This window comes from Paracoccus sp. SSK6 (assembly GCF_039770665.1).
Taxonomy (GTDB): domain Bacteria; phylum Pseudomonadota; class Alphaproteobacteria; order Rhodobacterales; family Rhodobacteraceae; genus Paracoccus.
On the sequence record NZ_JBDPNJ010000012.1, the window covers coordinates 40,781 to 67,404 of the forward strand.

A 26,624-nucleotide genomic window follows, 5' to 3' on the forward strand; every position below is an offset into this window, starting at 1 on the left:
GCGTCCTTTCATCAGGCCAAGGGGCGGCGGTTCCGCGCCCTCATACTCCAAGGGTGACGGTGCGGAAAGCCACAAAAGCGACGCGGCCGGGACGCGGGCGACAGGGCTTGCAATGCCGGATGGCCCGGCGGATGCTGCCCGCGCAAGGGGCAGGGGCATGATGACGACACGGATCCACTTTACCGCCAGCGAATCCGAGATCGCGCAGGAAGCCTTGGCGATGCTGTCGAACCGCTATGGCACGGTGGATCTGGACCGGGCGCAGGTCGTGGTGGCGCTTGGCGGCGACGGCTTCATGCTGCAGACGCTGCACGCGATCCAGGACCGCGACCTGCCGGTCTATGGCATGAACCGGGGCACGGTCGGCTTTCTGATGAACGCCTATTCCGAAGGCGGCCTTCTGGAACGGCTGTCTGCTGCCGAGGAGACGGTCATCAACCCCCTGCGGATGCGCGCGATCCGCGCCGATGGATCGGTTCACGAGGCGCTTGCCATCAATGAGGTCAGCATGTTGCGCGAAGGCCCACAGGCGGCCAAGCTGCGCGTCCATGTCGATGGCAAGATGCGGATGGAGGAACTGGTCTGCGACGGCGTCCTGATCGCAACCCCCGCCGGTTCGACGGCCTATAACTATTCCGCGCATGGCCCCATCCTGCCGATCAATTCCGAGGTTCTGGCCCTGACCGCCATCGCCCCATTCCGTCCCCGGCGCTGGCGGGGCGCGCTGCTGCCCAAGGGCGCGAATGTCGAGGTCGAGGTGCTGACCCCCGAGCGCCGCCCGGTCATGGCCGACGCGGATTCGCGCTTTGTCCGCCATGTCGTCCGCGTCCAGATCCGCAGCGCGCAGGACGTGCGCCACCGCCTGCTGTTCGACCGGGGGCACGGGCTGGAGGAACGCCTGCTGCGCGAACAGTTCGTCTGATCCGGCTGGAAGCCGGTTCCGATTTCTGCTTGAAGGTGGCCGACCATCACAGGACGGCCCGCCATGACCCTGCATATCGACCTGCAAGCCATTGTCGCCAACTGGAAGGCGCTTGCCGCCAAGGCGCCCGGCGCCCGTGCCGCCGCCGTGGTCAAGGCCGACGCTTACGGCCTGGGTGCCGTCAAGGTGGCGCCCGCGCTGTATGAGGCCGGGGCGCGGGATTTCTTCGTCGCGCTGGCCAGCGAAGGCCGCGCGCTGCGCCCGCATCTCCCCGAGGACGCCCGCATCAATGTCCTGTCCGGCCATATGGAAGGCGCGGATCTGACCGGCCTGGTGCCCGTCCTGAACAGCCCTCAGCAGTTCTTCCGCGACCGCGCCATGCGTCCCGGCAAGCCCTTCGCGATCCAGCTTGACACCGGCATGAACCGCCTTGGGCTGGAAGCCGGCGAATGGGCGGCGATCCGGGCCGAAGTCCTGGCCGCGAAGCCCGAATTCATCATGTCGCATCTGGCCTGCGCGGACGAACCGGACCATCCCGCCAATGCCGCGCAACTGGCTGCCTTCCGCGCCATGACCGACGATTGCGGCGTGCCGCGTTCGTTGTCGGCGACGGGGGGCATCCTGCTGGGGCCGGAGTATCACTTCGATCTGGTCCGTCCCGGCATCGGCCTTTACGGCGCGCTGCCCTTTGCCAAGGCTCAGCCGGTAGTCCGCCTGTCCCTGCCGGTGATCCAGACGCGCACCGTCCAGCCGGGCGAGTTCGTGGGCTACAGCGCGACCTGGACGGCGGACGCGCCGCGCCGCATCGCCACGGTCGCGGCGGGCTATGCCGACGGGATCCTGCGGTCGGTTTCATCGAAGGGCATCAGCCTTTATGCGGCGGGCGTGGCCTGTCCCATCGTGGGCCGCGTGTCCATGGACCTGATCACCGCCGATGTGACGGGGCTGGCGGATGTGCCGGGAGAACTGGACCTGATCTGCCCGGAACAGTCGGTGGACCGGGTGGCGGAATACGCAGGCACCATCGGATACGAGATCCTGACCTCGCTGGGCCATCGCTACGACCGGACCTGGCGGTGAACCCAGTCCGCCTGACCGGCCGGGCCGCACTGTCGCTGACGCGCGGCATCGGTGCCGTGACGCTGTTCGTCGCGCGCGGGCTGTTCCGATTGCGACCTTTCTACGGGCGTGCCTTTGGGGCGCAACTGGTCCAGATCGGCTGGCTGTCCTTGCCGGTGGTGGGCCTCACCGCACTGTTCACCGGCGCCGCGCTGGCCTTGCAGATCCATTCGGGCGGCGCGCGGTTCCAGGCCAGCGACGTGGTTCCCGCCATCGTCGCCATCGGCATGGTGCGCGAACTTGGCCCCGTTCTGGGCGGGCTGATGGTCGCGGCCCGCGTGGCAAGTAGCATCGCGGCGGAAATCGGCACCATGAAGGTGACGGAACAGATCGACGCGCTTGTCACGCTGTCCACCAATCCCATGCGCTGGCTGGTCACGCCACGCCTCTGGGCGGCGATGCTGACCGTTCCCGCATTGGTGGCGGTGGGCGACATCATCGGCATTTTGGGCGGCTGGCTGGTCGGCACCGGGTCTCTGGGCTTCAACTCGGCGGCCTATCTGGCGAATTCGCAGGCCTATTTGGAAAGCTGGGACGTAGTATCGGGCCTGCTGAAGGGCGCGGTCTTCGGCCTGATCGTCGCCGCCTGCGGCTGCTGGTTCGGCATCCATTCGGGACGCGGCGCGGCTGGCGTAGGCAGGGCTACGAAATCCGCCGTGGTCGCCTCGGCCGTGGGGATCCTGGCTGCGAACTTCATGCTGACGGGGCTGTTCTTCGAATGATCCAGGTCGCCGGGCTGCACAAATCCTTCGGCGGCAAGCCGGTGCTGGCAGGCGTCGATCTGACCGTGGGGCAGGGCGAGAGCCTCTGCGTCATTGGCCAGTCGGGCACAGGCAAGTCGGTGCTGCTGAAATGCATCCTGGGCCTGACCGCGCCGGATGCCGGGCAGATCCTGTGGCAAGGCCGCCCGCTGGACCGCACCACGCGCCCCGCTTTCCTGGCGCGCTTCGGGATGCTGTTCCAGGGCGCGGCGCTGTTCGACAGCCTGACCGTCTGGCAGAACGTGGCCTTCCGCCTGCGCCAGCGGATGCCCGACCGCGAAGCCCGCGCCATCGCCGTGGAAAAACTGGCCCGTGTCGGCCTGGGGTTCGAGACCGCCGACCTGATGCCCGCCGAACTGTCGGGCGGCATGGCCAAGCGCGCAGGCCTGGCCCGCGCCATTGCCGACGACCCGGCCGTGATCTTTTTCGACGAACCGACCACCGGCCTCGACCCGATCCGGGCGCGGCGGATCAATGACCTGATCCGGGGGATCGTGACGGAAACAGGGGCGACTGCCATCACCATCACGCATGACATGGAGTCGGTCCGCGCCATCGGCGACCGGGTTGCGCTGCTGCAGGACGGGCGCATCGCTTGGGACGGGCCGGTTTCCGGGATGGATCACGCCGCGCCTTTGGCGGGGTTTCTTGGCAACACCTTGCCACTATGACCTTGTGCGAATCCCCTTGGGACGCCACCTTTGAAACAAGACGCCTGTGCAGGAGAAAGATTTGGGCCTCACGCCTACGCCCCCCGTCGCGACCCCTTCGACCGAAACCCTGCTGGAATTTCCCGATAACCGGCTGCTAATCGACCTGTGCGGCGCCAATGACCGCCACCTTGCCCGGATCGAGGAAGCTTTGGGCGTCCATATCCTGCGACGCGGCAACCAGTTGGCCGTGGTCGGCGGCGCCGAGGCGCAGGCCGAGGCGGCCTTGCTGCTGCGCAGCCTTTACGCGCGCCTGGAACAGGGCCGCACGGTTTCCCTGGCCGAGGTCGAGGCGGCATTGCGCATGGGCGTGGACGATGCCGCGCCCACGACGCCAGCCGAACAGATGGAGATGTTCGCGGCGGGCGATTACGAGCTGCGCACCCGCAAGAAATCGGTCGAGCCGCGCACGGACGCGCAGAAGGCCTATGTCCGGTCGCTGTTCCAGAACGAACTGGCCTTCGGCATCGGCCCGGCAGGGACCGGCAAGACCTATCTCGCCGTCGCGGTCGGCGTGACCATGCTGATCGGTGGGCATGTGGACAAGATCATCCTGTCCCGGCCAGCGGTCGAGGCGGGTGAGCGGTTGGGCTTCCTTCCCGGCGACATGAAGGAAAAGGTCGATCCCTACATGCAGCCGCTTTACGACGCGTTGAACGATTTCCTGCCCGCCAAGCAGATGCAGAAGCTGATGGAGGAAAAGCGGATCGAGATCGCGCCCCTGGCCTTCATGCGCGGACGCACGCTGTCGAACGCCTTTGTCGTTCTGGACGAGGCGCAGAACGCCACCACCATGCAGATGAAGATGTTCCTGACCCGCTTGGGCGAAGGATCGCGCATGGTCGTCACCGGCGACCGCACCCAGATCGACCTGCCGCGCGGGATGCAGTCGGGCCTTGTCGATGCCGAACGCATCCTGGACGGGGTCAAGGGGATCAGCTTCAGCTATTTCACCGCCAAGGATGTCGTGCGCCACCCGCTTGTCGCGCGCATCATTCAGGCTTATGACGCCGAGGATGCCGCCGCCCTGGCGCGTGGCGAATCAGAGGGACCGCGCGGACAATACGCACCCCGCCGGGCAATGCGAGGCGATGCCTGACGACATATCCACCGATTGCGTCATCGAGGATGACCGATGGGAGAGGCTGGGGCTTGAGGCCCTTGCCGAACGCGCGGTCGAGGTCGCGCTGACCTGGCATGGCATCGGCGGTGAGGTCGTGGTGATGGGCTGCGACGACGCCCGCATCGCCGCGCTGAACGCCGATTTCCGGGGCAAGCCCCGCGCGACCAACGTGCTGTCCTGGCCCTCGGTCGAGCATGTGCCGCATGAACCCGGCGTCCCGCCCGAATTGCCGGACGAGGACGAACTGGGCGACATCGCCATCGCCTATGACACCTGCTTGGCCGAGGCGCAGGCGCAGGGCAAGCCGGTGGCCGATCACGTCACCCATCTGCTGGTCCACGCGACCCTGCATCTGCTGGGCTACGACCACATGAACGACGCCGACGCGGAAACAATGGAAGCCGCCGAGCGTTCGATCCTGGCCCGGCTGAATATCCCCGATCCTTATCAAGAGAAGGTCTGATGAACTCCGAGTCTCGATTACCCGCCCACCCCCTGGGTGCCGATGCCGCCTCCGAGGCGGACGGCGTCGGAGGGGAGGGACGGGATCTTCCCAGTTCGCGCGGTTTCCTTGGGCGTTTCTTCGATGCCCTGACCGGCGCGGACGATGACGCGGACGAGGCCGACGACAAACCTGCCCCCGTGGTGCCCGGCATGGTCAACCTGCGGCGGATGCGCGTGGACGACGTGGCCGTCCCCAAGGCCGAGGTGATCGCCGCGCCCGAGACCAGCAGCCTTGACGACCTGGTCGCGCTGTTCCGCGAACACGGCTTTTCCCGCCTGCCGGTTTATGACGAGACGCTGGACAGCCCGCTGGGGATGATCCACCTCAAGGATCTGGCGCTGAAGCATGGCTTCGGCCATGGCGGCGACTTCCACCTGCGGCCCATGCTGCGCCCGCTGCTTTATGTGCCGCCGTCGATGCCCATCGGCGTGCTGCTGCAGCAGATGCAGCAGAAACGCATCCACATGGCCTTGGTGATCGACGAATACGGCGGCGTGGACGGCCTTGTCACCATCGAGGATCTGATCGAGCAGGTCATCGGCGAGATCGAGGACGAGCATGACGAGGCCGAGGGCAGCCTGTGGCTGCTGGAAAAGCCTGGCCAATGGCTGATCCAGGCCCGCGCGCCGCTTGCCGATGTCGAGGCCGAGACAGGACTGGCCCTGGCGGATCCCGAACAGGACGAGGATATCGATACGCTAGGCGGGCTGATCTTCGTGCTGGCGGGCCACCTGCCTTCGCAGGGAGAGGTGATCCCCCATGCCTCGGGCGCCGAGTTCGAGGTGGTCGATTCCGACCCGCGCCGCATCAAGCGCGTGCGCCTGCGCCTGCCTGCCGCAGCAATGGCCGAGAAGATCGAGTCCGTGCATATCCCCCCGGCCTCGGACCGTCACTAGCCGGCAGGGGCGCCTTCGAACAGGGACAGTGCCGCCGACAGGAAGGCGGCGCGGTGGTCCGGCCTGCACATCATGATTTCGTGCCGCACCTCGGGGATTTCCAGCAGCCGGGCGCCCTGCCAGCGGGCCACCCGGTCGCGGATCGCGGCGGGCGAGACGATCTTTTCCTGACCGCCCAGGCTGACAAGCGAGGGAAGATCCGGCGATTCAAGCCGCGACAGGCGCAGGCATTCGTTCAGCGCCTTGCCCACCCAGTCGAAACTGGCCCCGCCCAAGGTCAGGTCGGGCCAGGCCGCAGCCTCGCGCAGCATGCGGCACCATTCGTCGGGATCATCCGTCAGCAGGTTGGCGCTGAAACTTTCATCCAGCACATAGGTGCCGACCGCGCCGCTGCCCGGCGCGGGCCGCGCGCCCCGGCCCAGGCGGCCCGCCAGATAGGCCATGCCGATTGCCACGCCATGCGGCATCTGGCGCAGATTGATCCCCCACATCGGTGCCGAGAACGCGGCGGACGCGACCGGCAGCCCCTGGTGCAGCGCCGCAAGCCCGATGCAACCGCCCATGGAATGGGCCAGCAGATGCCATGGCCGCGGCAGGCCCATGTCGGTCGCGGCCACCACGACCTCGACCACGTCGCGCTGATAATCCGCGAATTGCCCGACATGACCAAGCCGCGCGTCGGGCAGCAGGCGTTCCGAGAGGCCTTGGCCGCGCCAATCGACGGCAAGGACGTCATGGCCCGACGCGTTCAGCGCCTGGGCGATGCCTGCATATTTCTCGATATATTCGGTGCGGCCGGGGAACAGCAGAACGGTACCCCGGCTGTCGGCGGCAACGGCCCAGTGGGCCAGCCGCAGCGCCACGCCATCATCGGCCCGCATCCAGAAGGCCTGCGCCGGGCGTGAAACATCGCCCGGCAACTGCCTGAAAGGGGCCGGTTGCGCCTGCATGGGCGATCAGGACAGCGCCTGGCCCAGTTGCATGGCGACGCCCATCGATCCGTCGATCTTCAGCTTGCCCATCATGAAGGCGGTGGCCGGGTTGACGGTGCCGTTCAGGATGCCCTCGAAGGTGTCGCGGCTGGCGAACAGGGTCACCTCGGCCTCTTCATCGCCCGCGCGAACGCCGTTTTCGTCGATCATGATCGCGCCTTCATCCTCGATCACGAACTTGGCGGTCGATCCGAAGCTGCCGATCTTTTCGTTCAGTTTCTCGACAGCGGCGTTCACAACATTGCTCATTTCAGTTCTTCCCTTTCCGATGGGACTGGCGCCCGGCAAACGGGCTGGCTAAGATTCGTGATATGGGCCAGCACCGCCACATTATCCATAATGTCGTCGCGGCAATCTGCCATCGAATAGCTACGTTTTTCTTAATTCTTGCGGCGCTTTTTTCGGCTGCCACCGCAGGCGCGCAAGGCAGCCCCGACATGGACGCCCTGTTCGGCCGCCTTGCGAACCCAGAGGGCGAAGCCTGGCGGATCGCCGAATCGGACATCCTGCGCGAATGGTCGAAATCGGGATCGGCGGCCATGGACCTGCTGCTGCAACGGGGCGAGGAAGCCCTGGACCAGGGCGATACCGAGGCCGCCGTCGGCCACCTGACCGCGCTGACCGATCATGCGCCGGATTTTCCTGCGGGCTTCTATGCCCGCGCCGCCGCCTATGCCGCCGCCGGTCATTTCGGCCCCGCCTTCCAGGATCTGGCGCGCACCTTGCAACTGGAGCCCCGCTATTTTCCGGCCCTGACCCAATTGGGCGCCATGCTGGAAGAAACCGGCGATACCGAACGCGCCCTTCAGGCCTATCGACAAAGCCTGACCATCCATCCCCACCAGCAGGAAGCGATTGATGGTGTCGCCCGTCTGGAACGGCAGCAAGGCGGCACCGATATCTAGGCCCATGACAGTTTATGAACGCGGCCGGGTGACGGCCATCCTCGGCCCGACCAATACCGGGAAAACACATTACGCGATCGAGCGGATGCTGGCGCATCGCACCGGCGTCATCGGCCTGCCGCTGCGCCTGCTGGCGCGCGAAGTCTATGACCGCATCGTCAAGGCGCGCGGCCCATCCGTCGTGGCCCTGGTCACCGGAGAGGAGCGGATCGTTCCCGACCGCGTGCAATACTGGGTCGCCACGACCGAGGCCGTGCCCGACATCGCCGCCGATTTCGTCGCTATCGACGAAATCCAGCTGTGCGCCGACCCGGAACGCGGTCATGTCTTCACCGACCGCCTGCTGAAGATGCGGGGGTTGCAGGAAACGCTGTTCCTGGGCAGCGACACGATGCGCCCGGCCATCGCGTCCCTGATCCCAGGCGTCCAGTTCCAGCGGCGCGATCGGCTGTCCACGCTGTCCTGGTCGGGGTCGAAGAAGCTGTCCCGGATGCCCGCCCGGTCCGCCATCGTCGGCTTCAGCGTCGATGACGTTTACGCCATGGCCGAGCTTATCCGCCGCCAGAAGGGCGGTTGCGCCGTCGTCATGGGCGCGCTGTCGCCCCGCACGCGGAACGCGCAGGTCGCCATGTATCAGGCCGGAGAGGTCGATTACCTGGTCGCCACCGACGCCATCGGCATGGGCCTGAACCTCGACATCCGGCATGTGGCCTTTTCGGCGACCCACAAGTTCGACGGCCGCCGCGTCCGCCCGCTGTTCCCGCACGAGATGGGCCAGATCGCGGGCCGCGCCGGGCGGCACACCGAATCCGGCACTTTCGGCGTGACGGGCGAGGCCGAGATCCTGGACGAAGGCCTGATCGACGCCATCGAGAATCACCGCTTCGCCCCGATCCAGCGGCTGATCTGGCGCAACTCGGATCTGCAATTCGGCACGATGGACCGGCTGATCGAGAGCCTTGAGGCCCCGTCCGGCCATGCGCTTCTGGGCCGGGGCAGGGATGCCGATGACATCCAGGCGCTGAAGACGCTGCGCGACATTCCCGAAATCCGCGACCGGGTGCGCGGCGGGCAGGATGTGCGGCTGCTGTGGGACGTGTGCCGGGTGCCGGATTTCCGGGGCATCTCGCCCGCCGAACATACCAGCCTTCTGGCGCGAATCTTCGGCTTCCTGCAGGATGGGATGATCCCGTCCGACTGGCTGGGCAATGCCATCAAGCGGATCGACCGGACGCATGGCGACATCGACGCGCTGTCCAAGCGGCTGGCCTATATCCGCACCTGGACCTATGTGGCGCAGAGATCTGGCTGGGTTCAGGACGAAAGCCATTGGCGCGGCGAGACGCGCGCGGTAGAAGACCGCTTGTCAGACGCGTTGCACGCGGCGCTGACCCAACGATTTGTGGACCGGCGCACCTCGGTGCTGCTGCGCCGGCTCAAGCAGAAGGAGAGCCTTGTGGCCGAAGTGAACGACAAGGGCGAAGTGACGGTCGAGGGCGAATTCGCCGGCCGTCTGGAGGGTTTCCGCTTCCGCCCCGACCAGACCGCGACGGCGGACGAGGCACGGATGCTGAACCGCGCGAGCTACGAGGCGCTGCGCCCCGAGTTCCACCTGCGCGCCGACCGCTTCTACAACGCGCCCGATACCGAGCTGGACTATACCGAGCAGGGCGGGCTGATGTGGGGCGGATCCGCCGTGGGCAAGCTGGTGCGCGGATCGGATGCCCTGCATCCCGGCGTCGAGGTCTTCGTGGACGAGGAAGCAGGCCCCGAGATCGCCGAGAAGGTCAAGCGCCGCCTGCAGCACTTCATCGACCGCAAGATCGCTGCCCTGTTCGAGCCCCTGCTGGCCCTGCAAAAGGACGAGGCGCTGACGGGCCTTGCCCGCGGCTTCGCCTTCCGCCTGGTCGAGGCGCTTGGCGTGCTGCCGCGCGAAGGCATTGCGAACGAGGTGAAGGAACTGGACCAAGAGGCGCGCGGCGCGCTGCGCAAGCACGGGGTCCGCTTCGGCCAGTTCACGATCTTCATGCCCGCGCTGCTGAAGCCCGCGCCGACCCGGCTGCGGCTGGTGCTGTGGTCGCTGGCCGAAGGGCTGGATACCTTCCCCGAAAGCCCGCCCCCCGGCCTGGTCACGATCCCGCATATCGCCGATGTGCCGGAACAGCATTACACCCTGTCGGGCTATCGACCGGCGGGCGAACGGGCGATCCGCATCGACATGCTGGAACGGCTGGCCGACCTGCTGCGCACCCAGGACACGCGCGGCGGCTTCGAGGCCAATCCCGACATGCTGTCGATCACCGGCATGACGCTGGAGCAGTTCTCGCGCCTGATGGAAGGCCTGGGCTATGCCGCCGAGAAGGGCGAGCGGGCCAAGGTCAAGGCCGCCGAGGTTCCGGTAGCGGCGCCCGCGCCTGAAGGCGAGGCGTCGGACGCCCCGATGACCGAGGAAGAAAGCGTCCTGGCCGCCGAAACCCGCGCCCGCTGGGAAGCCGAGCAGGCCGAGAAGCGCCGTGCCGAGGCCGAAGCCGCTGGCGAGCCGGTCGAGGAAGCCGCGCCCGAGACGGAGGTCTTCTATACCTTCCGCTGGGCACCGAAGCCCCGTCCCAACCGCCGCCCGCAAGGCGAAGGGCAGAACCGCCGCGGTGGCCCGCGCCGTGATGCCGCCCAAGATGGCCCCCGCGAAGCGCGTGAGCGGCAGGACCGCCCCGAAGGGGGCCGTCCGAACCGCGAGCGTCGTGACAAGCGCGAACAGGGCGAGGGCGGCGGCAAGCCGCGCGGCAAGGACAACTTCAAGAAGGGCGGCAAGCCGCAGCACAACAAGCCTGCGACCTTCTCCTCGCGCCCCGAGAAGAAGGCCGACCCCGACAGCCCATTCGCGATCCTTGCGGCGTTGAAGGACAAGAAGTGACCGACGGACCGGAGGGTCTTCGTCTGGACAAATGGCTTTTCTTCGCGCGGCTCTTCAAGTCCCGAGCGATTGCCGTTGAACGGATCGAGGCCGGGGGCATCCGGGTGAACGACCACCCGTGCAACAAGCCGGGCAAGCTGGTCCGGCCCGGCGATCGCATCGTGGTGTCGGCCTATGGTCAGGTCCGTGCCCTGGAGGTCGCCGCGCTTGGTCAGCGCCGTGGTCCGGCCACGGAGGCGCAGGGCCTGTATCACGAACTTGGGTCCGAAGGCTGAGCCCGCCGGATTGCCGTTCAGCCCGCCGGTATCTGCCCCGAACGGCTGTTTCCCTTCCCCGTGATCAGCTGGAACAACGGTCTTTTCCGCCGGCGCAGCCTTGAATGATCGGGTTGCGGGGCGTAACTAGCCGGCAGAAGGAATGGAGCCTGCGATGACCTATGTCGTGACCGATAATTGCATCATGTGCAAATATACCGACTGTGTCGAGGTTTGCCCCGTGGACTGCTTCTACGAGGGCGAGAACACGCTGGTCATCCATCCCGACGAATGCATCGATTGCGGGGTTTGCGAACCGGAATGCCCGGCCGATGCGATCCGCCCCGATACGGAACCGGCCATGGAGGAATGGGTCGAGTTCAACCGCAAGTATTCGGAAATCTGGCCGGTCATCACCCAGAAGAAAGATCCCTTGCCCACTGCCGCCGAAATGGACGGCGTGACCGGCAAGCTGGAGAAGTATTTTTCGGAAGCGCCGGGCGAGGGGGATTGACATTAAAAAGGGCTTGCGACGCTGCGTAAGATTGGCGCGATTCGCTTGACGCGCCAAGGTGAATGATCTGCGTCTTTCCTGCAACTGTTTGTCATCAATGTAATTCTTCTTCGGCAGGCATCCTTCCGGCAGCTTTTTATGCGGCTTTATTTTTGCCGTTTTTGTGTTATGGTGCGTCCACATTCGCATCTGATGGGAGTCAGAGGCCCAGAAGATGTGCGCCCTTGCTGCCGATCCCTACCCATCTGCCGGGCAGGGACAACTCGATGACAAGAAACAAGCCGAAAGCAGTTCGCGCTGCTTGCGGTTCTTTTGTGTCCTTCCCCCCCCGAAGGCACCACCTAGAGGAAGCCAGATGTCCAAGACCAAGAAAAACGAATTCCGCCCCGATGACTTCGTCGTCTATCCGGCCCACGGTGTCGGCCGGATCGTGTCGATCGAAGAGCAGGAAGTCGCGGGGCTGCGACTGGAAATGTTCGTCATCTCGTTCGAGAAGGACAAGATGACCCTGCGCGTCCCGACCTCTCGCGCAACGGAAATCGGAATGCGCAGCCTGTCGAGCCCCGACCTGATCGACCGCGCGCTGGAAACGCTGAAGGGCAAGGCCCGCGTCAAGCGCGCCATGTGGTCGCGCCGCGCGCAGGAATACGACCAGAAGATCAATTCGGGCGACCTGATGTCGATTGCCGAGGTGGTGCGCGACCTGCACCGCAACGACGATCAGCGCGAGCAGTCCTATTCCGAACGTCAGCTTTACGAAGCCGCCTTGGACCGCCTGACCCGCGAGGTTGCGGCCGTCAGCGGGGTGGACGAAGGCGCGGCCCAGAAGCGCGTCGAGGAAGTGCTGCTGTCACGCGCAGCCTGATTGCCTGACCTTTGCGGGGCGGCCCTGGTGGCCGCCCTTTTTGCGCCGGTTGCCCCGCCGCGCGATCCTTGCTAGCGACGTCGCAGCATTCGCGAGGCTGCCGTGACAGAACCCCTTTCCTTTGCCGTTGAATCGCCGCTGGCCGAAGACCTGGACCTGCTGTTCCAGCGCCACAGCGCGGATATGCACGCCGATACTCCGCCCGAATCGATCCACATGCTGCCGCGCGAAGCACTGGTATCGCCCGACATCGACTTCTTCGTGCTGCGCCGATCGGGCAGGCCGGTCGGCATGGCGGCCCTGAAGCGCCTTGGAGAGGGCGGGGCCGAGGTGAAGTCCATGCATGTCCTGGCCGAGGCGCGCGGCGCGGGTCTTTCGCGGCTGATGCTGGACCGCCTGATCGACCAGGCGCGCCGGTCGGGCTTGACCCACCTATCGCTGGAAACCGGCGTGCAGCCCAGCTTTGTCGCGGCTCGCGGTCTTTATGCGCGTGCGGGCTTTGCCGAATGCCCGCCCTTTGGCAGCTATCGCCCCGATCCGAACAGCGTTTTCATGACTCTGGCCCTGTGAGGAACGATGATCCGCATCTTGACACTGATTGCCGCCTGCGCCGCCACGATGGCCGCCGCAGAGCCCGATGACCTGATCACCATCACCTTTGTCTGTGAGCGCGGGGTCGAGGTGCCGGTCGTGTTCGTCAATCCCGAGGGCGGAGAGTCCTATGCCGTTTCCCGGATCGACGACAAGCTGCTGGGAATGCGGCAAGTCATCTCGGCTTCCGGGGCGCGCTATCGCAGCGGAGACGGTGCCGACGCTTATCAGCTGTGGACAAAGGGCGATACGGCCTTGATTTCGATCGGGCCGGATGGACAGGATGTGACGCTTTTTCAGGACTGCAAGGCGCGGCAGTGACTTGCGCATTGGCCTGCGATCCCGCAAAAGATCGCCAGCGGTCCCGTAGCTCAACTGGATAGAGCAGCCGACTTCTAATCGGCAGGTTGAGGGTTCGAGCCCTTCCGGGATCGCCAGCCTGCCAAGGCTGCCCGGACAGGTTCAAAGGCTGCGCCTGCATCACATCCAGGCGTTGACTGCGGCCATCCAATCCGCAGCGTAGCCCGCAAGCATCGGATCGGATGCGACGCGGCAGGTTTGCGGTGCTACGGCAGCGGCGCCCCTGCAAAGCATCGCCGCGCCCAGCGATGTGCCGGTGGCCGAGGTCGCGACCTCGACTCCGTCCGGATGCAGGGTGGCGAGCATGGCGCAGTAATCGCGGTTGCGGGCAAAGGGGCCCTCGACAATGACGGGGCCGCGCGCGCCGGTCATGCCCAGGCGGGTATGGGTCATCAGCGCCAGATACCAGGACAGGGCAGCCGCACGCTGGCCATCGGTGTGAGGACTGCCCGTCCATTCCATCCGGCGTCCCCGGAACGGCCCCGACCCCGGCTCGACCGCCGGCAGGATCATCACCCTGCCGCGCCGTACCGCTTCACGGTCGGCATCGGTGGGATCGGCTGTTGAACCGGCACGCACCGTTTCATACTCTCGCCCGCCCATGAAGCGAGCTGAGGGTACGGGCCGTCCAAGCGCATCGACATTCACCAGCACGTCGCGCGCCGGATCCAGCCTGGCCTCGTCGCCGCCCACCGCCATCGCCACCACCCAGGTGCCGGTCGAGACAACGGCAAAGGGCGTCTTGCGTCCAAGGATATGGGGGTAAAGCGAGGCGTTGCTGTCATGGATCCCCACCGCGACCGGCGTCCCTGCGGGAATCCTGGTAATGGCGGCGACCTGCGCCGTCACGCCGTCCAGAACCTCGTTCGAGCAGCGGGCAGGGGCCATGCGGCCCGTCAGGCCAAGCCTGTCGATCAGCGGTGAAAAACATCCCTGCCACGGATCCCACAGATCCGTATGGCAGCCCAGCGACGACAGGTCGCTGGCAAGCTCTCCGGTCAGAAGCCATCCCCAGTATTGCGGATAGGTGACGACATGGGCGATGCGGTCCCGCAGCCCTGGATCACTCGCCAGCAGCCAGTGGAGTTGCGCGCCCAGGTTCAGCCCCATGGGCAGCTTGGGCGATCCGGTCCGCAGGAATTGCGGCCGCAGCGCGTCGTATTCCGCCGCGATGGTGTCAGGGCCAGGATGTTCGTAATCCAGCATCGGAGCGGCGACCTTTCCTTTGGTGTTCAGCAGCACCGCCGCCGCGCCATGGGTCGTGACCGAGATCGCGTCTACCCCGTGTTTCGCGTGAAAAGCTGCAAGGTGATGCAGGAAGAACTGCCAATGCCCGTCCAGATCGACATGGCTAAAGGGCGGGCCGGGCAGGGGGCTGTTGGGGCGGGTGACGACGGCGATTTCCGCCAGGGTCGCGCCATCGACCAGGGCCAGCTTGGCATTGATCTTGCCGATGTCGATGACGGCGATGTGCGTCATGGCAGATGGAACATCGGCACCAGCGGCACCGCGACAGGTTCGTTGTTCGGGTGCGTCGCCATGATATCGGCCATATGCGCCCACCAGCGCTGCATCACCGGATGGGCGGGCAGGGCGTCCATGCCGTGATCGTCCGGGCGCCACAGCACGCCGAACAGCGCGTTCGTTTGGGGATCCAGGTGGATCGAGTAGTCCTGCACCCCGGCGTCTTTCAGCAGGGCCGTCAGTTTGGGCCAGATCGCGTCGTGGCGGCGGCGGTATTCATCCGCCATGCCGGGGTTCAGCATCATGCGGAAGGCGTATCTCTGCATCATTTTCTCCGCGCTATCGTCCATAGGCGCGGCACCGCGATGACCCCGATCAGCAACGCGCCCACGACGATGGACATCACGATCCCCGGCACGTTCAGCAGGCCCAGGCCGAAAGTCACCAGCCCCATGACAAAGGCCGCCAGCATCACGCCGACGATGCTGCCCGACCCGCCCAGGATGCTGACGCCCCCCAGGACGACGATGGTCACGACCTCAAGTTCGAACCCCGAGGCGATGGAGGGCCGCGTGGAGCCAAGGCGCGAGGTCAGGCAGATCGCGGCGACCCCGCTCATCAGTCCGGTCAGCAGGAACAGGATGAAGCGGACGCGGTCCACGCGGATGCCGGAAAACCGCGCGGTGGTCGCGTTGTTGCCAATGGCATAGACGGTGCGGCCAAAGCTGGTGCGGTGCAGAAGGATGCCGAAGACCAGCGCGGCCAGCGTGAAGATCACCAGTTCGACGGTGATGACTCAGACAACATAGCCCTGCCCGAACCAGGCGAAGCTGTCGGGGTAGCCGGTGAAGGCTCCGTCGCCCAGTACGATATAGCTGATGCCCCGGAACAGGCTCATGGTGCCGATGGTCACGACAATGGACGGCAGGCCGAAGCGCGCGACCAGCATCCCGTTGAAGGCCCCGCAGGCCAGCCCCGTGCCCAGTCCCAGCAGGACCAGCACCGGCGCCCCCGCTGTCGTCGCCAGCCCCATCACGGTCGAGGCCAGAGCGATGATCGCGCCCACGGACAGGTCGATCTCTCCGGCGACGATCAGCATGGCCATGGCAAAGGCGATCATGGCCTTTTCGGTGAAGTTGAAGCTCGCGTCCCACAGGGTCCAAGGGTCCAGGAAATAGGGCGAGGCCCAGGCGTTCAGGACGAAGATCCCGATCGCCACGACCAGAAGCAGCGCCTCCCAGCTTTTCAGGGCGCGGAACGCCGGGCGGGTCAGGCGGTCGGGGATCTGGCGTTGCGTGTGAAGGGCGGCGATCATTCGGCGGCCTCGGCTTTTTTCAGGATGATGCGGCCCGAATCCCGCTGGCTCAGCGTGTTGGAGGCGATGGCGATCAGGAGGGCGCTGCCGGAGATCGCCATCTGCCAGAAGGGAGAGATGCCCACGACCGGCAGGGCGTTCTTGATGATGCCCAGGAACAGCGCGCCCATGACCGCGCCGGCGACCGTGCCTGACCCGCCCGCGATGGCGATGCCGCCGTTCACGCAGGCCGCGACCACGTCGAGTTCAAACCCGCCCGCGATGTCCACATAGGCCACCGCATAGCGCGACCCACAGGTATCCGGTCAGCCCCGCCAAGGCGCCCGACAGCACGAAGGCCGCGAATTGCGTGCGGCCCACGGAAATGCCCGCATAGACCGCCGCATGGGGGTTGCCGCCGACCGCGTAGAAGGCGCGGCCCAGCGGCGTGCGGGTCAGCAGCAGCGCGACGGCCGCGATGCCCGCGATGCCGATCCAGGCCATGACGGGCAGGCCAAGGACGACAGCGCGGGGGAAGGACTTGAAGCCCTCGCTCTCTGGTGGGCGTTGGCGCCGCCGGTCATCAGAATGATCGTGCCGCGATAGATGGTCATCGTCCCCAGCGTCACGATAATGGACGGGATGCCCAGCTTCCAGACCAGAAGCCCGTTCACTGCCCCAAGCGCCGCGCCAAGCACAACCACCGCCAGCAGGATCAGCGGCAGCGGCACTCCTGCCCCGTTCATCAGCGCCGCGACCATGCCGCAGAGCGCAAGGTTCGCCGCCACCGACAGGTCGATGCGCTTGGTCAGGATCACCGCCATCTGCCCAAGCGCCAGCAGGATCAGGGGCGAGGTATCGGTAAACACACGGCCCAGATTGCCCGGTTCGACAAAGCCCCGAAAGCGGCTGGCGACCGCCGCCAACAGGGCGACGATCGCCAGCGCCAGGATCGTTTCGCGCGACTTGAGCAGGCTCATGCGGCTTCCCCCTGCGGCTGGCGGGTAATGCCGACGGCGGCGCGGACGAGGTTTGCGGGCCTCATCGCATCGCCCTCGAATTCGGCGGCGTTGCGGCCTTCGCGCATGACGATGACGCGGTCGGACATGCCTAGGAACTCGGGGATCTCGCTGCTGACCATGATGACGGCCAGGCCCTCGGCGGCGAGTTCGGACATGAAATCGTGGACGGCGGCCTTCGATCCGATGTCAATGCCCTTGGTGGGGCTCGTCCAGGATGATGACGCGGGGCTTGGTCGCCAGAGCCACTTGGCGATCACGACCTTCTGCTGGTTGCCGCCCGACAGCAGGCCCACACTCATGTTTCCTCCCCTTATGAGCAGATGCGCCTTATTCCTCGGCGCGTTTTCGTCGGTCTGGTGCGGGTTCCACCACGATCAGCCGGATTTCGGCCGCCTCCAGCATCTGGGCTGCGCGGTCGTCGATGCCGTCGTCGGTGATGACGGTGCGGATGCGGGTCAGCGGGCACAGAAGCAGGCTTGATCGTCTGCGGAACTTGGAGCTGTCGGCCAGCACGACCAGCTCGTCCGCCTGGTCGATCAGCTTCTGTTCGGCTTGGATCAGCAGCGGGTCACCCTCCATCAGACCCAGCGGCCCCAGACCCCGGCAACCCATGAACATGCGGCTGGCATAGAAATGGCTGCTGCCGTCCTCGTCAAAGGGCGACAGGATGATGTTCTGTTCGCGATAAATCGCCCCTGCCGGAACCAGGACGGTGTTCTTCGACTGCTTCAGCAGGTGTTCGGCAATTGGAAAGCTGTTGGTGAAGACCTGCAACCGCTTGGTCGTCAGCGGATGGACCATCTGGAAGGTCGTCGTGCCGCCATTGATGATGATCGCGTCGCCATCGGCGCATAGATCCACCGCCGCCTGCGCGATGGCGCGCTTCTGCGCGATGTTGATCGTCTGCGTGACGGCAAAGGGCTTGGCGTTGATGCCCACGAAGGCGGGGGGGGCGCGATGGGCTCGGCCCCGCCGCGCACCCGGCGCAGCTTCTTGGCCAGGTGCAGCTGGGCGATGTCGCGGCGCACCGTCGCCTCGGACGCGCCGGTCAGGGCGCAGAGATCCGAGACGCTCACCACCGGCCGTTCCTGCACGGCCGACAGAATGATGCGGTGGCGTTCCGTTTCCAGCATGGCGATCTTCCAGCCCTGATACCTCCTCCAGCTTCGCGCATTGTCAATCATATTCGGGCAAAATAGCAAAATGATCGTATTTGATCGTTAATGATCGACGACGACTGCGGCCCTGTATCGGTGATGAAGCGCGCGGCATCCTGCCGCCATGAGAGGGGACATCCATGACCGCAAACCTGACCGCCAACCGTTTGGAAAGCCTTTGGGACGACGCCAAGGCCGCCGCCATGACCGAATCGGAAAAGCTGCTCTACCGCTCGAACCTGCTTGGTCTGACAAGCGGGTAACGAACTATGGCGGCGGCAATACCTCGGCCAAGGTCATGGAAACCGATCCCCCTGACCGGCGAGCAGGTCGAGGTCCTGTGGGTCAAGGGCTCGGGCGGCGATATCGGGTCGATAGGGATGGACGGCTTTGCCACGCTTTACATGGACAAGCTGCGCGCGCTTAGGGCCAAGTATCGCGGGGTCGCGCATGAGGACGAGATGGTGGGCTACCTGCCACCTTGCACGTTCGGCCTGAACCCGCGCGCGGCCAGCATCGACACGCCGCTGCACGCCTATGTGCTCCGCCGCCATGTCGATCACGTCCATTCGGATGCGATCATCGCCATCGCGGCCTCGGTCAATTCGCGCGACCTGACGCGGCAGATTTTCGGGGACGAGATCGGCTGGCTGCCCTGGAAGAAGCCCGGCTATGAGCTGGGCCTGTGGCTGGAGAAGTTCGCCACCGAGAACCCGCAGGCCAAGGGCTGCGTGCTGGAAAGCCACGGGCTGTTCACCTGGGCGGACGATGCCAAGGACTGCTACCTGGCGACGCTGGCGATCATCAACAAGGCCGCCGGATGGCTGGATCGCACCGCAGGCGACAAGCCCACCTTCGGGGGTGCGGCGCGTCTCACGCTGCCAGCGGCACAGCGCCGCGACATCGCCGCGCGGCTGATGCCCGCGATCCGCGGGCTGATCTCCAGGGACCGCCACAAGGTCGGCCATTTCGACGACCAGCCCGCCGTTCTGGACTTCGTCGGATCGCAGATGCTGGACAGCCTGGCGCCGCTGGGCCATCCTGCCCCGACCATTTTCTGCGCACCAAGATCCGCCCGCTGGTCGTGGATTTCGACCCCGCGAGGCCCGATCTTGATGCCACCATTGCCGGGCTGGAAAAGGCCGTCGCCTCCTATCGTGAGGATTATGCCGCCTGCTACAATCGCTGCAAGCACCCCGACAGCCCGGCCCTGCGCGATCCCAACGCAGTTGTTTACCTGATTCCCGGCGTCGGCATGATCACCTTCGCGCTGGACAAGGCGATCGCCCGCATCTCGGGCGAATTCTACGTCAACGCGATCAACGTGATGCGCGGGGCTTCGGCCGTCGGCGCCTATCAGGGCCTGCCCGAACAGGAAGCCTTCGACATCGAATACTGGCTGCTGGAGGAAGCGAAGCTTCAGCGGATGCCCAGGCCCAAGTCGCTGGCGGGCCGCGTGGCGCTTGTCACCGGCGGCGCGGGTGGCATCGGTGCGGCAACGGCAGAACGCTTCCTGCGCGAAGGGGCCTGCGTGATGCTGGCCGATATCGACGAAGGCGCGCTGAGAACGGCGCATGACGGCTTGGCGGGCCGCTTTGGCCGCGATGTGGTGCGCAGCGTGCCCATGAATGTCACAGATGAGAACCAAGTCGCCCGCGCCTATGCGGAAATGGCGGTCGAGTTCGGCGGCATCGACATCCTGGTGTCGAACGCAGGCATCGCCTCGTCCGCGCCCATCGAGGACACGTCATTGGCGCTCTGGAACAAGAACATGGACATCCTGTCCACCGGCTATTTCCTGGTCAGCCGCGAGGCATTCCGCACCTTCCGCGCCCAGGGTATCGGCGGGTCGGTGATCTTCGTGGCCTCCAAGAACGGCCTTGCCGCCTCGCCCAACGCATCCGCCTATTGCACTGCCAAGGCGGCCGAGATCCACCTGGCCCGCTGCCTGGCCCTGGAAGGGGCCGAGGGCGGCATCCGCGTCAATGTCGTGAACCCTGATGCCGTGCTGCGCGGGTCGCGCATCTGGGAAGGCGAATGGCTGGACCAGCGCGCCGCGACCTATGGCACCGACAAGGACGGGCTGGAGGAGATGTACCGCAAGCGGTCCATGCTCAAGCGATCCGTCCTGCCGGAAGACATCGCCGAGGGCGTCTATTTCTTCGCCTCCGACCTGTCGGCGAAATCGACGGGCAACATCCTCAACGTGGACGCAGGCAACGTCCAGGCCTTCACCCGGTAACGGCCATGATCGACAAGACCATCATTGAAGCGGAAAATGCCGCCCGCAAAGCCGACCTGACCGCCGATTACGACGCCCTGGGCACGCGACTGGCGCGGCGGGGCGTGGACATCGAAACGCTGACGGCCCGTGCCATGGGTTTCGGGGTGGCTGTCCCAAGCTGGGGCACCGGCACCGGCGGCACGCGGTTCGCCCGCTTTCCGGGCCCGGGCGAGCCTGCGGGCATCATGGACAAGCTGGACGATTGCGGCGTGATCCACGCGCTGACGGCGGCGACCCCCAAGGTCAGCCTGCACATCCCATGGGACAAGGCCGACCCGACCCTGCTGCGCGAAAAGGCCGAGGAGGTCGGGCTTGGCTTCGATGCCATGAACTCGAACACCTTTCAGGACCAGCCGGACCAAGGGCGCAGCTACAAGTTCGGGTCACTCTCCCATACCGACGCCGCGACGCGCCGGCAGGCCGTCGAGCACAACCTGGAATGCATCGAGATCGGCCGGGCCATCGGATCGCGCGCCCTGACAGTCTGGATCGGCGACGGGTCGAACTTTCCGGGCCAGACCTCGCTGTCGCGGCAGTTCGACCGCTATCTCGACTCGATGAAGGTGATCTATGCCGGGCTGCCCGACGACTGGCGGATCTTTTCCGAACACAAGATCTATGAGCCCGCCTTCTATTCGACCGTGGTGCAGGACTGGGGCACCAGCCTGCTGACTGCGCAGGAGCTTGGCCCCAAGGCGCAATGCCTGGTGGATCTGGGCCACCACGCGCCCAACGTGAACATCGAGATGATCGTGGCCCGCCTGATCCGCGCGGGCAAGCTGGGCGGCTTCCACTTCAACGACAGCAAGTATGGCGACGACGATCTCGACAGCGGCACCATCGAGCCCTTCCGCCTGTTCCTGGTCTGGAACGAGCTGGTGGAACTGGAGGATACCCCCGGCCTGGATCTCGCCCACATGATCGACCAGAGCCACAACGTCACCGATCCCATCGAAAGCCTGATCGTCTCGGCCGTCGAGATCCAGCGCGCCTTTGTCCAGGCCAGTCTTGTGGACCGCGCGGCGCTTTCCGCCTTCCAGCAGGGCAGCGACGCGCTGATGGCGGCGGCCACCCTGCGCGCGGCTTTCCGCACCGATGTCGAACCGATCCTGCAGATGGCGCACCTGCGCACGGGCGCGGCCATCGACCCGGTCGCCACCTATCGCGCATCGGGCTGGCGCGCGCGCTGCGGAAAAGCGCCCGAAAGTGACCGGCGGAGGCGGCGGGATCGTCTAGCCCTGGGCAGTCCGGCGCCGCCCACGGCGCAGGCTCCACCTGTCGGGGCAGGGAAACTCTCAACCCGCAGCGCTAACGGCCAGCCGCAGCCGCTATCTGTTGTTGGAGCAGAGGGCCTGACCGACAGGCGCCGCTGGCGCGAGCTTGGATCGGCAGTCCCGTTGTCATGTTTCGACACCATCGTCTTCGACCGCAGCCGCAAGACGCGCGTAAGCTGCGCCGGTCTTGGCATCATCGCATCGGCGGATTTTTCACGCTGGCGGGGCATAACGCCGAAGGCCTAATGAAGGCGCAGGACCGCCGGGGAAAGGGATCCCGAAAAGGAAACAGGCTGGCCCAAGGGCCAGCCTGCCGTCTTGCAAGGATATATCGCCTATTCGTAGACGTAGATCACCTGGCGCGTCTGCGGATCGACCAGGACAGGGCGGTCGTTCACATAGACATACTGGTATTGCGAATTCGGGATGGTCTGGATCGTGGCGGTTTGCGGGATCGCGGTGCCGACCGCGACGCCTCCGTCGATGACCACCGACTCGGTCTTGTTTTCCAGGACATAGGTCCGGGTTTCGGGCGTCAGCGCATCCTCGGACACGTCGCCCAGGACTGCGCCGGCGATCCCGCCGACAGCGGCGCCGACCGGACCGCCCACAACGGCACCGGCAATCGCGCCCGAGGCCGCGCCACCAGCAGCGCCGCCGCCCGTGGTGTTGGGATCGGTCTGGACCTCCTGCACGGTGGTCGAGGGGGTGGTGACCACGGTCGTCTGGGCAAAGGCAGCGCCTGCGGCCAGGGTGGCGGCGGCGGTCATGGTCAGTATCGTTTTCATGGGATGTCTCCGCTCATGATATGACGAGACAAGCCGTGATCCTGCAAAGAGTTCCATCCTTCGCGGGCCTGTGATCTGCCGTAACCTGTTGGTTCGCCAGCAGGCTGTCCCGCGCGGTCTCAAGATCAACCGGCAGCGGCGTGCGGGCGCACCAGTTCGGACGCGCGCGCCTGCAGGCTGTCGGTCAGGAAGGCGATCACGGCGCGTTCCCGCCGCATGGCGCGGACATCGCGGTGGCAGGTCAGCCAATAGCTGCGCAGCAGCGTGACTTCGTCAGGCAGCACGATCCGCAATTCGGGATATTTCGCGGCGATGTAATGGGGCAGCACGGCCACCCCCAGGTGGTTGCGCGCCGCCGCAAGCTGGTTGAACACGCTGGAGCTTTTGATCGAGGCGCGGATCCCCGGCAGGATCTCGCCCAGATAGTCGAGGCCGGGGGCGAAGATCATCTCCTCGATATAGCCGATGATGCGGTGCTGGCGCAGATCCTCGCGCCGCTGGATGGGCGTATTGGCGGCCAGATAGGCATCGGTCGCGTAAAGATGCAGCGTATAGTTCGCGAGCCTTTCGGAACGGTAAGGCCCGCTGGATATGGGATCCAGCGTCACGGACATGTCCGCCTCGCGCCGCGACAAGGACAGGATCTGCGGCATGGTGATGAGCTCCAGCGAGATCAGGGGAAACTGGGCGATGAAATCCGGCCACAGATGGGTGGAAAACAGGCTGGCAAAGCCCTCGGGCGCGGCCAGCCGCAGCGGGCCTGCCTGCCGCGATGCCGTGCCCTGTTCGACGGGGATCTGGTCGGCGGCCTCCTCCATCCGCTCGGCCGTCTCGACCAGGCGGCGGCCGGCGGGGGTGGGCTCATAGCCGCGCGGGTTGCGTTCGAACAGGCGGGTGTTCAGCGCCTGCTCCAGCCGGTCGATCCGGCGCGACACGGTGACATGGGACGTGCCCAGCACCCGCGCGGCCCGCGACAGCTGCCCTTCGCGCGAAACGGCAAGAAAGAATTGAAGATCGTCCCAACTGAGCATGCTTGTTCAAATTTGTGCAGAACCTGAACGAAATTAGTCATCCTTGAACGCTTGTGTCAAAGTGACTTTAGGGTCATCCTTTCGCATGAACGAGGGCAGGTGGAGAGGCCTTCGTCATTATGGAAAAGACATCGTCCCGGCCTGCAGCGCCCGCTGCGGCGCCGAAGGACCGTGCCCAGGGAGGCTCTATGCGTAAATTGTTGTTGTCGGCTGCATCGGTCGGCCTGATCGCCGCGCCCGCCATGGCCGAGGTATCGGATGGCAAGGTCAAGATCGGCATCCTGAACGACCAGTCCGGCGTTTATTCCGATTTCGGCGGCAAGAATTCCTATGAAGCCGCGCTGATGGCGGTCGAGGATTTCGGCGGCAAGGTTCTGGACGCCCCGATCGAGGTCGTGACCGCCGACCACCAGAACAAGCCCGACATCGCCTCGAACATCGCGCGCCAGTGGTATGACAACGAACAGGTCGATTCCATCATGGAACTGACCACCTCGTCCGTAGGCCTGGCCGTCCAGGCGCTGAGCGTCGAGGAAAAGAAGATCACCATCAACACCGGCGCCGCGACGACCGAACTGACCGGCGCGCAGTGTTCGCCCTATGGCTTCCACTGGGCCTATGACACGCACGCCTTGGCGGTCGGCACCGGCGGCGCCCTGGTGAAGGAAGGCGGCGACAGCTGGTTCTTCCTGACCGCCGACTATGCCTTCGGCTATTCGCTGGAGGAAAACACCGGCAACTTCGTCAAGGAACATGGCGGCACGGTCGTCGGTTCGGTCCGTCATCCGCTGGCAACCACCGACTTCTCGTCCTTCCTGCTGCAGGCGCAGGCATCGGGCGCCAAGGTGATCGGCCTGGCGAATGCCGGGGCGGACACGCAGAATTCGATCAAGCAGGCGGCCGAATTCGGCATCACGCAGGGCGGGCAGAAGCTGGCCGCGCTGCTGTTCACGCTGGCCGACGTGCATGGCCTAGGGGCCGAGGCCGCGCAGGGCCTGAACCTGACGGAAAGCTTCTATTGGAAGCGCACGCCAGAGTCCGAGGAATTCGGCCGCCGCTTCCTGGAACGCACCGGGTCGATGCCGAACATGGTCCATGCGGGCACCTATTCCGCGGTCATGTCCTATCTGAAGGCCATCGAAGCCGCAGGCACCGACGAAACCGAAGCCGTCGCCGCCAAGCTGCACGAACTGCCGGTCAACGACGTGTTCGCGCAGGACGGCAAGGTCGGCGCCAATGGCCGCCTCATCAAGGACGTTTACCTGATGGAGGTGAAGGCCCCCGCCGACATCACCGAGGATTGGGACTATTACAACGTGCTGGCGACCATTCCGGGCGACCAGGCCTTCATGGATCCGGCGAAAAGCGGCTGCCCGCTGGTCACCCAGTAAGGCGTCCCGATGAATATTGCGCCTGCCATGACGCAATCCCAGCCGCGGGTGGTCCTTTCCGCCCGCGGTCTGGGCAAGGATTTCGCCGGCTTCACCGCTGTCAACAATGTCGATCTGGATGTGGAACATGCCCGCATCCATGCGCTGATCGGCCCCAACGGGGCGGGCAAGACCACGGTCTTCAACCTGCTGACCAAGTTCCTGCAACCGACGCGCGGCAAGATCACGCTGCTGGGCCAGGACATCACCCGAGAACGGCCCGACAAGGTGGCGCGGATGGGGCTGGTGCGGTCCTTCCAGATTTCGGCGGTGTTTCCGAACCTGACTGTGCGGGAAAACGTCAAGGTTGCGCTGCAGCGTCCGGCGGGGCTGGCGGTGCAGTTCTGGAAGCCGCTGTCCTCGCTGGATCGGCTGAACGCGCGCGCCGATGAACTGATCGACCACCTGGGCCTGACCCCATACCGCGACCACCGCGCCGCCGACCTGTCCTATGGCCGCAAGCGCGTGCTGGAGATCGCGACGACGCTGGCGCTCGACCCCGAGGTTCTGTTGCTGGACGAACCGATGGCGGGGATGGGGCAGGAGGACGTGCAGATGGTGGCGAACATCATCCGCGACGTGGCCCAGGCCCGCGCCGTCCTGATGGTCGAGCATAACCTGAACGTGGTCGCCGACATCTGCCACCACGTCACCGTCCTGCAACGCGGAGAGATCATCGCGACGGGCGACTACGCCACCGTGTCCGCCGATCCGCGCGTGCGCACCGCCTATATGGGAACCGAGGAATGACGGCCCCGCTTCTGGAAACCGCCGGGCTGCAGGCCTGGTACGGCGAAAGCCATGTGCTGCACGGCGTGGACCTGCACGTCAACGAAGGCGAGATGATCTGCATCCTGGGCCGCAACGGCATGGGCAAGACCACGACCCTGCGCACGATCATGGGCATCCTGCGCAAGCGCACGGGCCGCATCACCTTCGCGGGCCAGGACATGATGGCGGTGCCGCTGCACAAGACCGCCCGCGCGGGCCTGGGCTTCGTCCCCGAGGAACGCGGCATCTTCGCCACGCTGTCGGTCGAGGAAAACCTGATGCTGCCGCCCAAGGTCGCCGATGGCGGCATGACCGTGGCCGAGATCTATGACCTGTTCCCGAACCTGCAGGAACGCCGCAACAGCCCCGGCACCAAGCTGTCGGGGGGCGAACAGCAGATGCTGGCCATGGCGCGCATCCTGCGCACGGGGGCGCGCTGCCTTCTGCTGGATGAACCGACCGAGGGGCTGGCCCCGGTCATCATCAACGCCATCGGTGACGTGCTGCGCAAACTGAAACAACGCGGCATGACCGTGGTGCTGGTGGAACAGAACTTCCGCTTCGCCGCCAAGGTCGCGGACCGCTTCTATCTGATGGACCATGGCACCATGACCGCCGAATTCCCGGTATCGGACCTGCCGAACCGCATGGACCTGCTGCATCGGGAACTGGGGGTGTGAC

The 26,624-nt window shown here is 65.7% G+C and carries 27 protein-coding genes, 1 tRNA gene and 4 pseudogenes; 20 read left to right on the forward strand and 12 right to left on the reverse strand.

All coding sequences use genetic code 11. From position 1 onward, the window contains the following. Nucleotides 1-160 precede the first annotated feature (160 nt). The 7 genes from AAIL68_RS10140 to AAIL68_RS10170 all read left to right on the forward strand — a co-directional run bounded on the left by AAIL68_RS10140 (nt 161) and on the right by AAIL68_RS10170 (nt 6,036). Entirely contained in the window at nt 161-922 is a 762-nt protein-coding gene (locus AAIL68_RS10140) for an NAD kinase (RefSeq protein WP_347139713.1), read from the forward strand. Between the two features lie 63 nt (nt 923-985). Next, nucleotides 986-2,002: an alanine racemase gene (alr, locus tag AAIL68_RS10145; RefSeq protein ID WP_347139662.1), complete on the forward strand. Its 1,017-nt coding sequence runs from the start codon at nt 986-988 to the stop codon at nt 2,000-2,002. Beyond that, on the forward strand, nt 1,999-2,763 hold the full coding sequence (locus tag AAIL68_RS10150) for an ABC transporter permease (protein WP_347139663.1): 765 nt from the start codon (nt 1,999-2,001) through the stop codon (nt 2,761-2,763). The genes alr and AAIL68_RS10150 overlap by 4 nt, the downstream gene beginning before the upstream one ends. Beyond that, on the forward strand, nt 2,760-3,473 hold the full coding sequence (locus AAIL68_RS10155) for an ATP-binding cassette domain-containing protein (RefSeq protein ID WP_347139664.1): 714 nt from the start codon (nt 2,760-2,762) through the stop codon (nt 3,471-3,473). Before AAIL68_RS10150 ends, AAIL68_RS10155 begins: the two co-directional genes overlap by 4 nt. Before the next feature lie 61 nt (nt 3,474-3,534). Beyond that, nucleotides 3,535-4,611 (forward strand): PhoH family protein, encoded by a 1,077-nt coding sequence (locus tag AAIL68_RS10160; RefSeq protein ID WP_347139665.1) that lies wholly within the window; start codon nt 3,535-3,537, stop codon nt 4,609-4,611. Next, complete coding sequence (ybeY, locus tag AAIL68_RS10165) at nt 4,604-5,098, forward strand: rRNA maturation RNase YbeY (protein WP_347139666.1); 495 nt, start codon at nt 4,604-4,606, stop codon at nt 5,096-5,098. The genes AAIL68_RS10160 and ybeY overlap by 8 nt, the downstream gene beginning before the upstream one ends. Beyond that, entirely contained in the window at nt 5,098-6,036 is a 939-nt protein-coding gene (locus AAIL68_RS10170; protein ID WP_347139667.1) for a hemolysin family protein, read from the forward strand. Before ybeY ends, AAIL68_RS10170 begins: the two co-directional genes overlap by 1 nt. On the opposite strand, the gene AAIL68_RS10175 is transcribed toward AAIL68_RS10170, so the two are convergent. Continuing rightward, nucleotides 6,033-6,917, reverse strand: a complete 885-nt coding sequence (locus AAIL68_RS10175) for an alpha/beta hydrolase (protein ID WP_347139668.1) — start codon at nt 6,915-6,917, stop codon at nt 6,033-6,035. The genes AAIL68_RS10170 and AAIL68_RS10175 overlap by 4 nt on opposite strands. A gap of 75 nt (nt 6,918-6,992) precedes the next feature. Beyond that, a complete protein-coding gene (locus AAIL68_RS10180) occupies nt 6,993-7,277 on the reverse strand; it encodes an SCP2 sterol-binding domain-containing protein (protein WP_347139669.1) in 285 nt (94 codons plus the stop codon). Nucleotides 7,278-7,465: 188 nt separating this feature from the next. On the opposite strand from AAIL68_RS10180, the gene AAIL68_RS10185 reads away from it, so the two are divergent. From AAIL68_RS10185 to AAIL68_RS10220, 8 genes are all read left to right on the forward strand, one after another. Then, nucleotides 7,466-7,933: a tetratricopeptide repeat protein gene (locus AAIL68_RS10185; protein WP_347139670.1), complete on the forward strand. Its 468-nt coding sequence runs from the start codon at nt 7,466-7,468 to the stop codon at nt 7,931-7,933. A 4-nt stretch (nt 7,934-7,937) separates the two neighbouring features. Further along, nucleotides 7,938-10,844: a helicase-related protein gene (locus tag AAIL68_RS10190; protein ID WP_347139671.1), complete on the forward strand. Its 2,907-nt coding sequence runs from the start codon at nt 7,938-7,940 to the stop codon at nt 10,842-10,844. Then, on the forward strand, nt 10,841-11,119 hold the full coding sequence (locus AAIL68_RS10195; protein WP_347139672.1) for an RNA-binding S4 domain-containing protein: 279 nt from the start codon (nt 10,841-10,843) through the stop codon (nt 11,117-11,119). Before AAIL68_RS10190 ends, AAIL68_RS10195 begins: the two co-directional genes overlap by 4 nt. 154 nt (nt 11,120-11,273) lie before the next feature. Then, the gene (gene fdxA, locus AAIL68_RS10200; RefSeq protein WP_347139673.1) at nt 11,274-11,612 is read left to right on the forward strand and encodes a ferredoxin FdxA; all 339 of its coding nucleotides are present in this window, start codon (nt 11,274-11,276) and stop codon (nt 11,610-11,612) included. Nucleotides 11,613-11,967: 355 nt separating this feature from the next. After that, entirely contained in the window at nt 11,968-12,477 is a 510-nt protein-coding gene (locus AAIL68_RS10205) for a CarD family transcriptional regulator (RefSeq protein ID WP_268942286.1), read from the forward strand. An 87-nt stretch (nt 12,478-12,564) separates the two neighbouring features. Continuing rightward, nucleotides 12,565-13,047, forward strand: a complete 483-nt coding sequence (locus AAIL68_RS10210) for a GNAT family N-acetyltransferase (protein WP_347139714.1) — start codon at nt 12,565-12,567, stop codon at nt 13,045-13,047. A gap of 48 nt (nt 13,048-13,095) precedes the next feature. Then, nucleotides 13,096-13,389: an MliC family protein gene (locus AAIL68_RS10215; protein ID WP_347139674.1), complete on the forward strand. Its 294-nt coding sequence runs from the start codon at nt 13,096-13,098 to the stop codon at nt 13,387-13,389. Nucleotides 13,390-13,428: 39 nt separating this feature from the next. Next, a tRNA-Arg gene (locus AAIL68_RS10220) sits at nt 13,429-13,505 on the forward strand. Between the two features lie 43 nt (nt 13,506-13,548). Here AAIL68_RS10220 and AAIL68_RS10225 read toward each other — a convergent pair. From AAIL68_RS10225 to AAIL68_RS10260, 8 genes and pseudogenes are all read right to left on the reverse strand, one after another. Next, nucleotides 13,549-14,907 (reverse strand): FGGY-family carbohydrate kinase, encoded by a 1,359-nt coding sequence (locus AAIL68_RS10225; RefSeq protein WP_347139675.1) that lies wholly within the window; start codon nt 14,905-14,907, stop codon nt 13,549-13,551. Beyond that, the gene (gene rhaM / locus AAIL68_RS10230) at nt 14,904-15,218 is read right to left on the reverse strand and encodes an L-rhamnose mutarotase (protein WP_347139715.1); all 315 of its coding nucleotides are present in this window, start codon (nt 15,216-15,218) and stop codon (nt 14,904-14,906) included. Before rhaM ends, AAIL68_RS10225 begins: the two co-directional genes overlap by 4 nt. Next, a pseudogene (locus AAIL68_RS10235) lies at nt 15,218-16,207 on the reverse strand (ABC transporter permease). Before AAIL68_RS10235 ends, rhaM begins: the two are co-directional and overlap by 1 nt. Continuing rightward, the gene (locus tag AAIL68_RS10240; protein WP_347139676.1) at nt 16,204-16,485 is read right to left on the reverse strand and encodes a hypothetical protein; all 282 of its coding nucleotides are present in this window, start codon (nt 16,483-16,485) and stop codon (nt 16,204-16,206) included. The pseudogene AAIL68_RS10235 and the gene AAIL68_RS10240 overlap by 4 nt, the downstream one beginning before the upstream one ends. After that, on the reverse strand, nt 16,454-16,690 hold the full coding sequence (locus AAIL68_RS10245) for a hypothetical protein (protein ID WP_347139677.1): 237 nt from the start codon (nt 16,688-16,690) through the stop codon (nt 16,454-16,456). Before AAIL68_RS10245 ends, AAIL68_RS10240 begins: the two co-directional genes overlap by 32 nt. Beyond that, a complete protein-coding gene (locus tag AAIL68_RS10250; protein ID WP_347139678.1) occupies nt 16,642-17,166 on the reverse strand; it encodes a hypothetical protein in 525 nt (174 codons plus the stop codon). The genes AAIL68_RS10245 and AAIL68_RS10250 overlap by 49 nt, the downstream gene beginning before the upstream one ends. Continuing rightward, nucleotides 17,163-17,501, reverse strand: a pseudogene (locus tag AAIL68_RS10255) (ATP-binding cassette domain-containing protein); the annotation flags it as partial. The gene AAIL68_RS10250 and the pseudogene AAIL68_RS10255, both read right to left, overlap by 4 nt. Nucleotides 17,502-17,535: 34 nt before the next feature. Further along, nucleotides 17,536-18,341, reverse strand: a pseudogene (locus AAIL68_RS10260) (DeoR/GlpR family DNA-binding transcription regulator). A gap of 164 nt (nt 18,342-18,505) precedes the next feature. On the opposite strand from AAIL68_RS10260, the pseudogene AAIL68_RS10265 reads away from it, so the two are divergent. Both AAIL68_RS10265 and rhaI read left to right on the forward strand, forming a co-directional pair. Continuing rightward, nucleotides 18,506-20,607: pseudogene (locus AAIL68_RS10265) on the forward strand (bifunctional rhamnulose-1-phosphate aldolase/short-chain dehydrogenase). 5 nt (nt 20,608-20,612) lie between these two features. Beyond that, nucleotides 20,613-22,169, forward strand: coding sequence for an L-rhamnose catabolism isomerase (gene rhaI, locus AAIL68_RS10270; protein WP_347139679.1), 1,557 nt, complete (start codon nt 20,613-20,615; stop codon nt 22,167-22,169). A gap of 89 nt (nt 22,170-22,258) precedes the next feature. On the opposite strand, the gene AAIL68_RS10275 is transcribed toward rhaI, so the two are convergent. Together AAIL68_RS10275 and AAIL68_RS10280 are read right to left on the reverse strand one after the other, a co-directional pair. Then, nucleotides 22,259-22,711, reverse strand: coding sequence for a DUF1236 domain-containing protein (locus tag AAIL68_RS10275; protein WP_347139680.1), 453 nt, complete (start codon nt 22,709-22,711; stop codon nt 22,259-22,261). A gap of 125 nt (nt 22,712-22,836) precedes the next feature. Continuing rightward, entirely contained in the window at nt 22,837-23,742 is a 906-nt protein-coding gene (locus AAIL68_RS10280; RefSeq protein ID WP_347139681.1) for a LysR family transcriptional regulator, read from the reverse strand. 188 nt (nt 23,743-23,930) lie between these two features. Between AAIL68_RS10280 and AAIL68_RS10285 the strand changes: the two genes are divergently transcribed. From AAIL68_RS10285 to AAIL68_RS10295, 3 genes are read left to right on the forward strand one after another with little or no spacing between them, the layout of a single operon-like run. Then, nucleotides 23,931-25,133 (forward strand): ABC transporter substrate-binding protein, encoded by a 1,203-nt coding sequence (locus AAIL68_RS10285; protein WP_347139682.1) that lies wholly within the window; start codon nt 23,931-23,933, stop codon nt 25,131-25,133. A gap of 15 nt (nt 25,134-25,148) precedes the next feature. Beyond that, complete coding sequence (locus AAIL68_RS10290) at nt 25,149-25,922, forward strand: ABC transporter ATP-binding protein (protein WP_347139716.1); 774 nt, start codon at nt 25,149-25,151, stop codon at nt 25,920-25,922. Next, entirely contained in the window at nt 25,919-26,623 is a 705-nt protein-coding gene (locus tag AAIL68_RS10295) for an ABC transporter ATP-binding protein (protein WP_347139683.1), read from the forward strand. Before AAIL68_RS10290 ends, AAIL68_RS10295 begins: the two co-directional genes overlap by 4 nt. The last annotated feature ends 1 nt before the right edge of the window (nt 26,624 follow it).

Excerpts from the sequence above, each read along its gene's own strand:
- AAIL68_RS10140 (WP_347139713.1), top strand. The coding sequence starts at position 161 with ATGACGACACGGATCCACTTTACCGCCAGCGAATCCGAGATCGCGCAG.
- alr (WP_347139662.1), top strand. The coding sequence starts at position 986 with ATGACCCTGCATATCGACCTGCAAGCCATTGTCGCCAACTGGAAGGCG.
- AAIL68_RS10155 (WP_347139664.1), top strand. The coding sequence starts at position 2,760 with ATGATCCAGGTCGCCGGGCTGCACAAATCCTTCGGCGGCAAGCCGGTG.
- ybeY (WP_347139666.1), top strand. The coding sequence starts at position 4,604 with ATGCCTGACGACATATCCACCGATTGCGTCATCGAGGATGACCGATGG.
- AAIL68_RS10170 (WP_347139667.1), top strand. The coding sequence starts at position 5,098 with ATGAACTCCGAGTCTCGATTACCCGCCCACCCCCTGGGTGCCGATGCC.
- AAIL68_RS10175 (WP_347139668.1), bottom strand. The coding sequence starts at position 6,917 with ATGCGGGCCGATGATGGCGTGGCGCTGCGGCTGGCCCACTGGGCCGTT.
- AAIL68_RS10180 (WP_347139669.1), bottom strand. The coding sequence starts at position 7,277 with ATGAGCAATGTTGTGAACGCCGCTGTCGAGAAACTGAACGAAAAGATC.
- AAIL68_RS10185 (WP_347139670.1), top strand. The coding sequence starts at position 7,466 with ATGGACGCCCTGTTCGGCCGCCTTGCGAACCCAGAGGGCGAAGCCTGG.
- AAIL68_RS10190 (WP_347139671.1), top strand. The coding sequence starts at position 7,938 with ATGACAGTTTATGAACGCGGCCGGGTGACGGCCATCCTCGGCCCGACC.
- fdxA (WP_347139673.1), top strand. The coding sequence starts at position 11,274 with ATGACCTATGTCGTGACCGATAATTGCATCATGTGCAAATATACCGAC.
- AAIL68_RS10205 (WP_268942286.1), top strand. The coding sequence starts at position 11,968 with ATGTCCAAGACCAAGAAAAACGAATTCCGCCCCGATGACTTCGTCGTC.
- AAIL68_RS10215 (WP_347139674.1), top strand. The coding sequence starts at position 13,096 with ATGGCCGCCGCAGAGCCCGATGACCTGATCACCATCACCTTTGTCTGT.
- AAIL68_RS10225 (WP_347139675.1), bottom strand. The coding sequence starts at position 14,907 with ATGACGCACATCGCCGTCATCGACATCGGCAAGATCAATGCCAAGCTG.
- rhaM (WP_347139715.1), bottom strand. The coding sequence starts at position 15,218 with ATGCAGAGATACGCCTTCCGCATGATGCTGAACCCCGGCATGGCGGAT.
- AAIL68_RS10245 (WP_347139677.1), bottom strand. The coding sequence starts at position 16,690 with ATGGCCTGGATCGGCATCGCGGGCATCGCGGCCGTCGCGCTGCTGCTG.
- AAIL68_RS10250 (WP_347139678.1), bottom strand. The coding sequence starts at position 17,166 with ATGAGCCTGCTCAAGTCGCGCGAAACGATCCTGGCGCTGGCGATCGTC.
- rhaI (WP_347139679.1), top strand. The coding sequence starts at position 20,613 with ATGATCGACAAGACCATCATTGAAGCGGAAAATGCCGCCCGCAAAGCC.
- AAIL68_RS10275 (WP_347139680.1), bottom strand. The coding sequence starts at position 22,711 with ATGAAAACGATACTGACCATGACCGCCGCCGCCACCCTGGCCGCAGGC.
- AAIL68_RS10280 (WP_347139681.1), bottom strand. The coding sequence starts at position 23,742 with ATGCTCAGTTGGGACGATCTTCAATTCTTTCTTGCCGTTTCGCGCGAA.
- AAIL68_RS10285 (WP_347139682.1), top strand. The coding sequence starts at position 23,931 with ATGCGTAAATTGTTGTTGTCGGCTGCATCGGTCGGCCTGATCGCCGCG.
- AAIL68_RS10295 (WP_347139683.1), top strand. The coding sequence starts at position 25,919 with ATGACGGCCCCGCTTCTGGAAACCGCCGGGCTGCAGGCCTGGTACGGC.